Below are 6,787 nucleotides of genomic sequence, written 5' to 3'. Positions count from 1 at the left end.
GTCCTGGTGTTCCCCGGCGAGATCGCGCTTGCCGTCGGCGCCCCGACCGAGCACGCGCACCCGCGACTGACCTCGGGCACGGGCGCGCGAGGCGAGTTCCCCGTGCGGGAAGGCGCCGTCGCCGTCCTGGCCGAGCTCGTGTGGACGGGCGCCGCGGGCGACCTCGATCTCTCCCTCCTGCCGCCGGGCGCCTCCGCGCTTGACCCGCTGGGCGTTTCCGACGACGGCCGGCGCTTCTCGAACACGCAGGGTTCGCCCCTGGAGCCCGACCGCCCCGTGCGCGTCCTTGTCTCCCCGGTGACGGACATGCTGGGTGTATGGCGGTACGAGGTGTCCGGAAAGGCCGCCGTCCAGGCGAGCTTCGCGCTCTACGTGAGCGTCTTCTACCACGGCGGTCCCTCCGAGACGTATACCGCCGTTCCGGCGCTCGCCTGACCCTGCGGCCTTGGCCTTTTTCTTGGCGAAGAGAACCTTTCGAAGAGAACCTTTCGAAGAGGATCTTTCGAAGAGGATCTTTCGAAGAGGATCGCGCGAAGAGAAGCTTGCCACAAAGGAGTCATACCCACGGGACGCCCGCAACCTCATGCGACGCCTGCTCGTCCTGGCCCTTGTCCTGGCCTCGCCGGCCACGCTTGCGCTTCCCGGCGAGCAGGCGAGCTTTGCGGTGCTCGAGCACGAGGGCTCGCTGCGCCTGCTCGTGGGGCGCGTCGACCTCGTGGGCCCCCTGGGCTTCCTCGCGGGGCGCCCGGCCGCCGTCCTTGCGGCCGCGCCCGGGGCCGACGTCGCGAGCCTCGCGGCGACGGGCGAGACGCTCGAGTTCTCCGACCCCAATGGCGCGCGCTGGATCGTGCGCGAATACGTGGGCCCGGCCGGCTACGCCTACGCGGTGTCGCTTGGCGAGCGCCGCGTGGATCCCGCGGCCGGCGCGTACGATTTCGTGCTCGTGGTGGACGAGGCCAAGCTCCCGGCGTCGTACGCGCTTCGGACGGTGGGTGCGCTTCCGGGCGGTTCCGGCACGCTTAGGTAAACCGCCCGACATAGGCTCGGACATGGGACGCGCCTTCGTCCTTGCCGTCCTTGCCGTCCTTGCCGTCGTGCTCCTGGCCGGGTGCACGGCCAACTTCCGCGCGGCCGCCGTTCCCGAGGACCTCCTTTCCCGGCACGGGTGGAAGCCCGACGCCTCCATCTCCGACCCCGCCCCGCGCAGCGAAGCCCCCGGGCACGCCACGCAGACGCTCGCGTACGTCGACGACGGCGCGCGCGGCGGCTATCCCGCGAGCCTGTCGCTCACGACGATCCAGACGACGCTCACGCTCTCGCTTCCCGATCTTCGCGACCGCGTGCGCGAGCGCATCCGCGAGCGCGCCGCGGAGCTTGGCGTGCGGTTCGACCCGGCCGAGGAGCAGGGGGAGCGCACGCGCGCCGCGGGCGAGCGCACCCTGTATGTCCTCCTCCAGGGCAAGGTCGAATCCTCCGGCGCCCTGTTCACCGCGCGCGACGCCACCGTGCGAATCCTGGGCGAGGTGTGGACGTGCGGGGGCGCAAGCGTGGTGGCCGTCGCGCTTGCGCAGGTCGACTCGGCCACGCGCGTGGGCGGCGTGCCCGTGACGCGCGACCCGGACGACCGCAACTGGCGCGACATCGTGCAGGACCCATCGGGCTCCATCCACGGCGCGCGCGGCGACGCGGGGCTTGTCCACCGCGCGCGTTGCTGACCGTCTGCCGCACGGACGTTCCTGGCGCTCGCGCTTTGGCCGCGGGCTGCCGAGTTCCTACGATGCTCCGCTGGCTTGCAAACCCTCCGCCCGGTCGCCTGGCCACGCTGCGCGCCGCGGTGCGAGACTTCTTCGACGATGCGGGACCCCGCCGGGCGGCCGCGCTTGCCTTCTACACGATCTTCTCGCTCGCGCCGTTCCTTGTCGTCCTCGTGGCCGTCTCCGGCGTCGTCTTTGGTCCCGACGACTCGCGCGCGCGCCTCGTCTCGTCCGTGGGCGAGCTCGTGGGCGCCGAGGGCGCCGCGCTCGTCGACCGCCTCCTTGTCTCGGCGCGCGATCCGGGCACGGGCCTTGTGGCAAGCGTCCTTGGCGTCTTGCTGCTTCTCGTGGGCGCCTCGGGCGTCTTTGGCGAGCTCAAGAACGCCATGAACGGCGTCTGGAACGTCGAATCGCGCCATCGGTCGTTCGTCCGGACGCTGCGCGACCGCTTCGCCTCCTTCACGCTGTTCCTCGGTCTCGCCTTCCTCCTCCTCGCGAGCCTTGCCGTCACGACGGCCATCACGAGCCTGCTTGCGCTCTCGCGCGCCGCGCCCACGGACAATCCCGTGGGCTGGTTCCTTGCCAACGCGTTCCTCTCGCTTCTGACGCTCACGCTCCTGTTCGCGGCCCTCCTTCGCTACCTTCCCGACGTGGAGCTTCGCTTCCGGGACGTGTGGGGCGGGGCGATCCTGTCGGCCGCCCTTCTTGTCGTGAGCAAGGAGCTTCTGGGCCTCTACCTCGGGCGAAGCGGCTTTGCCGACGCCTACGGCGCGGCCGGCTCGCTCGTCGTCATCCTGCTCTGGGTGTACGTCGCCGCGACCGTCCTGCTGCTTGGGGCCGAGTACGTGCAGGCGAGCATGGCGGCGCGCGGGCAAGCGCCCGCGATCGGGCGGCACGGGCGGCCGCGGGGCGCGCGGCTCACGACCGGCTAAGACACAGGCTCGTCCAAGACCCAATATCGTACGTACGGCCCGTTTGCGACGAGCCGATCTACGGACAAGGTCAGCTCGCCCCCTGGGCCGGCATAGTCGTGAATGCAATGGTCGAGCTTGTTTTCGTTGCGGCTGATTGCGAGCCCATTGAACGCCAGTTGCGTGCTGCAAACACCCGATCCAGGCATGTTGGGATTGAGCGAAGGCATGGCGACAAGGTACGTGGCCGTGGTCTGGCCAACCGTGCGGAACGTCAGGGAAGCGTCCAAGATGAGCGTCGGATGGATTCCGCCCACGCCGACCGCCGCGACCGTGCCTTCGGAATGCCACAGGTTGGAGCCGCATTCGAAGCTAGAAGCGAGCCTCTCTGCAATCTCGAAGGAGGCGCCGTCTGAGGCGCGGACTTCGATGGAAGCATTCGGGGAATCACCCCCGGCACCGAGTACCAGGCGAACCCGATCATCTGGGCCTACTCGATTGTCGTACGTCATGGTGCTATCGACGATGAGCGTAAGGGATTCCGTGGCGGCGCGGTTTTCAACCGACCGAGATTGTCCGGCAGCTCGAAGGACGACGGCATGTCCTTGAGAGATCGACCACTCCTGCTTGACGGCCATTGACCCATGCGCGGAGGTGAGCTCGTAGCTCATGAGTCCGCAGGCGGTCCATGTTTCCGAATCTGGTCGGGAATGGTCGATGCGAAGCGTTACGTTGAGCGCGCCCTCATCCAGGACGCGCAGTTCCACGATCCATGCGCCCGACGGTGAAGACACTTCATCTGCATGAAGCGCAAACGAGACCGAGTCTGCGACTTCTTCATCGTCTTGCGTCAGCGGGACGTCTGGCGTTGACAGGCATCCACTCGCGACGACCGCAAGTGCCAGGAATCCGCCGACGAGTGAGTGTCGCTTCATCCTCAGCCTCACAGAGCTAACATGGAACCAAACAGGTGGTTCCTCCGGCCGAAACACGCAGGATGTTCCCGCCGAGGCCAAGGACATTCCCGCTTAGCGCAAACGAGGTTGACGTCACAATTCCGAGCGTGCACGACGACGATGTGCTTGCCTCGCCGCCCATAGGAAGGTCCATCCAGAACCACCGATAGACCGGCTGATCCCAAGTTCCGGTGCCGGTGAAGTCGTCCATGATCGAGCGAGCGTATCCGAGCCAAACTTTCTTGGCACCCGCATCAAACCAGTTGGATTCGCTTGACGCGGGACTGTTTGCCAGATGGAAAGGGTTGCCGGCGATGTGGACATAGTCGGCCCATCCCATAGCCGTCACGCCTGTTCCCCCGCAAATTTTGTCGCCGACGGCACTGATTGCGTCGCCGATTCCCCCAACGACGCCCTTGATTACGGCATCGGCATCGTCGGCGGATGCACTGTACGCGGGATCTGCACATGCGCCGTTGATTGCATGGATGCGCGGACGCGCGACCTCGATCGGAATGGCTTCGTCCCACTTCCTGAATTCCGCCAGCGTCTCCTCTACCGCAAGCGTACAGGAATCAGCCGGCGCGCTAAGCGCTATCGACTGGCCGAGCCCACTCAAGGAAGCGAGCAGAACCATAGCTGCCATGCTCACGCGCCAACCGGGCAAGCGCCCATCATCACTCAAAAGCGTTTTGGCTCTCATCTTGTTCACCGCTTCGATTTCAGGGTCCGTCGGAAGCCTGCGAGCGACGCCCAGAGAGTTCCGCTCTCACAATCCGGGCGTCAGTTCGCCGGCGTGACGTCGTCGCGGAAGAAGATAGCCGTTTTCCGAACTTTCTGTACGCGCCGGCGCCAAAGGGCGCTGACGGTCGAGCCTTCTCTTTTCAGACGTGCCTACTGCCGTTCTGGCGGTCGCGCAACCTACTTAAAGCCGCGGCGAATGTCGTGGCCTGATCCCCATGGTCGCCAAGGGTTCCATCGTGCGCGTCGACTACGACGCCTGGGCGGACGGCGAGCTCTTCGACACGACGAGCGAGGCCGCGGCCAAGAAAGCCGGCATGCACCGCGAGGGCATGATCTACGGGCCCGTTCCGCTCGTCGCCGGCGTGGGCCGCGTCGTCGCCGGCTTCGACAAGGCGCTCCTTGCGGCCAAGGTCGGCGAGCGCGCGAGCGTCGAGTTCGGCCCCGAGGAGGGCTTCGGCGAGCGCGACCCGGCGAAGATCCAGACGTTCAAGCCCAGCGAGTTCGAGAAGCGCGACGTGCACCCCCACGTGGGCATGCGAGTTCGCATGGAGGACCGCGCGGGCACCGTCGTCACCGTCACGCCCGGCCGCGTGCGCGTCGACTTCAACCCCCCCATGGCCGGAAAGAAGGTCAAGTACGAGTTCACGATCACCGAGGAGGTTGCGGCGCCCGAGGAGAAGGCGAAGGCCATCGTGGAGGCCATCTACGGCATGGGCCGCAGCGCCGGGTTCCTGCTGAACGCGCGCGGCACCGAACTCGAGGCCACGCTGCCCGACGGCTGCAAGTACGACGGGCGGTGGCACGCCACGAAGTTCCTCATCGTCTCCGACCTTCGCCAGTTCGGCGGCTTCACGAAGATCCGCTTCGTCGAGGAGTACCTCCCGCCCGAGGCGGTCACGCAGGAAACGACTACTCGCGCCGCCGAGCCCGGCGCGCCCGTGCCCAAGAGCGCCACGCCCTCGGGCATGCCGCCGGCCAAACCCGGCCACGAAGGGCACAAGCACTGACGATGCGCGGCGCCTTTGGCGTCGACGGTTGCCGCGGCGGGTGGGTCGCCGTTTGCGCGCGAGGCGACGCGCTGCGCGCGCCCGTTGTCGCGCCCGCGTTCTCGGAAGTCCTCCAGCTTGCGCGCGGCGCGCCGGCTGCCGTCGACATGCCCATCGGGCTCCTCGATGCGCCGGAGGACGGCGGGCGCGCGTGCGACCGCGAGGCGCGGCGCGCGCTGGGCTATCCACGGAGCCTCAGCGTCTTCTCGCCGCCCTCCCGCGCGCAATTGAGTTTTACTGCGCACATGCGCAGTAAACTGTCGGCCCAAACGCGCAACCTCGTCCCCAAGATCGTGGAGGTGGACGCCGTCATCAAGCCAAGGCTCCAGCGCCGCGTCGTCGAAGCGCATCCCGAGCTTGCCTTCGCCACGCTCCTTGGCCGCCCCGCGCGCCACTACAAGAAGACGCGCGAAGGACGCAACGAGCGGTTGGAGGCGCTCGAAGCGCCGTTCCCGCGCGTTGGCCGATGGCTGGAGGAGCACCTCCCCGACGCGCGCCGGCGGGGCGCAGGCGTGGACGATCTCTTGGACGCGGCCGCGCTCGCCGAACTTGCCGCGCGCAAGCCGGACCGTTCTAGGCGCTTTCCCGAGCGTCCGCCGCGGGACGCGCGCGGGCTTCGGATGGAGATTTGGGGCTAACGGGTTGGGCTGCTGGCGCAAACGCGCCAAGCGTCGTCTGCCCCGCTTCCTTCACCTCGCGGACGGCGGGAAGGATGGCGTCCCAGTCCACGGCCTTGAACTCGAGGTCGAGCTCGGCCAAGTACCGCCGCGCGCGGTCGGAGACCGAGGGCGCGACGAGGACGCCCCGCACCTTGCCCTCGCGCGCTTGGCGCTCCTTCTCGACGTAGCGGCGTAGCTGCTCGACCTCCTTCATCCCCGCCGCGCGGCGCTTGGCCTCGACGACGACGCGGTTGCCGCGCGCGTCCTCGCCGTAGACGTCCATGGGGCCGCGTTGGCTCTGCCGCTCGCGCGCCCAGGGGCGGAACCCCGGCTCGACGAGGTCGGGTCGGAGATGCAGGAGGCGCTGCAGGTCGTCCTCGCTTCCCACGAGAAGGAGCTCCTCGTCGTCGCGCAAGCGCACGACGCCGATCGTGTCGATCTCGTGGAGCACGATGCGCACGGTCTCCGGCGGCTTCTTGCGCGAGCTCGTGACGACAAGTCGTCCGTCCTCGATGGCGGCCGCGTGGGCGCAGCCGGGCGGCTGCCAGTTGACGGGCTTGAGCTTCTCGGGCGTGTGCACGAGAAGCGTGCCGTCGGGCTTCAAGAGGACCATGCGCTCGCCGATGGCGAGCATCGACTCGGCCCGGCCCGAGTAGTCGATCTCGCAGACGCCCACGAGCGTCACGATGCCGCGCCCGAGCTCGGCTTGGAGGAAGG

The 6,787-nt window shown here is 68.1% G+C and carries 9 protein-coding genes; 6 read left to right on the top strand and 3 right to left on the bottom strand.

Annotation, left to right across the window (positions count from 1 at the left end; genetic code table 11):
• The 4 genes from VM681_07285 to VM681_07270 all read left to right on the top strand — a co-directional run.
• The coding region (locus VM681_07285; GenBank protein ID HVL87786.1) for a hypothetical protein at positions 1-435 on the top strand (435 nt) is incomplete at its 5' end.
• A gap of 148 nt (positions 436-583) precedes the next feature.
• Positions 584-1,027, top strand: a complete 444-nt coding sequence (locus tag VM681_07280) for a hypothetical protein (protein ID HVL87785.1) — start codon at positions 584-586, stop codon at positions 1,025-1,027.
• Between the two features lie 22 nt (positions 1,028-1,049).
• The gene (locus tag VM681_07275; GenBank protein ID HVL87784.1) at positions 1,050-1,715 is read left to right on the top strand and encodes a hypothetical protein; all 666 of its coding nucleotides are present in this window, start codon (positions 1,050-1,052) and stop codon (positions 1,713-1,715) included.
• Positions 1,716-1,777: 62 nt separating this feature from the next.
• A complete protein-coding gene (locus VM681_07270; protein ID HVL87783.1) occupies positions 1,778-2,686 on the top strand; it encodes a YihY/virulence factor BrkB family protein in 909 nt (302 codons plus the stop codon).
• On the opposite strand, the gene VM681_07265 is transcribed toward VM681_07270, so the two are convergent.
• Together VM681_07265 and VM681_07260 are read right to left on the bottom strand one after the other, a co-directional pair.
• On the bottom strand, positions 2,683-3,600 hold the full coding sequence (locus VM681_07265; protein ID HVL87782.1) for a hypothetical protein: 918 nt from the start codon (positions 3,598-3,600) through the stop codon (positions 2,683-2,685). The genes VM681_07270 and VM681_07265 overlap by 4 nt on opposite strands.
• A gap of 16 nt (positions 3,601-3,616) precedes the next feature.
• A complete protein-coding gene (locus tag VM681_07260) occupies positions 3,617-4,333 on the bottom strand; it encodes a hypothetical protein (protein ID HVL87781.1) in 717 nt (238 codons plus the stop codon).
• 247 nt (positions 4,334-4,580) lie between these two features.
• On the opposite strand from VM681_07260, the gene VM681_07255 reads away from it, so the two are divergent.
• Both VM681_07255 and VM681_07250 read left to right on the top strand, forming a co-directional pair.
• On the top strand, positions 4,581-5,372 hold the full coding sequence (locus VM681_07255) for a peptidylprolyl isomerase (protein ID HVL87780.1): 792 nt from the start codon (positions 4,581-4,583) through the stop codon (positions 5,370-5,372).
• A gap of 2 nt (positions 5,373-5,374) precedes the next feature.
• Positions 5,375-6,049 carry a DUF429 domain-containing protein gene (locus tag VM681_07250; protein HVL87779.1) on the top strand — a complete coding sequence of 225 codons (675 nt, stop codon included), beginning with the start codon at positions 5,375-5,377 and terminating at the stop codon, positions 6,047-6,049.
• Here VM681_07250 and nucS read toward each other — a convergent pair.
• Positions 5,985-6,787 (bottom strand): endonuclease NucS (gene nucS / locus VM681_07245; GenBank protein HVL87778.1); only part of this gene is annotated, 803 nt, incomplete at its 5' end. The genes VM681_07250 and nucS overlap by 65 nt on opposite strands.

This window comes from Candidatus Thermoplasmatota archaeon, from assembly GCA_035541015.1.
GTDB lineage: Archaea > Thermoplasmatota > SW-10-69-26 > JACQPN01 > JAIVGT01 > DATLFM01.
The sequence above is the reverse complement of the archived record's forward strand: the minus strand, read 5'-3'. Positions and strand labels throughout refer to the sequence as shown.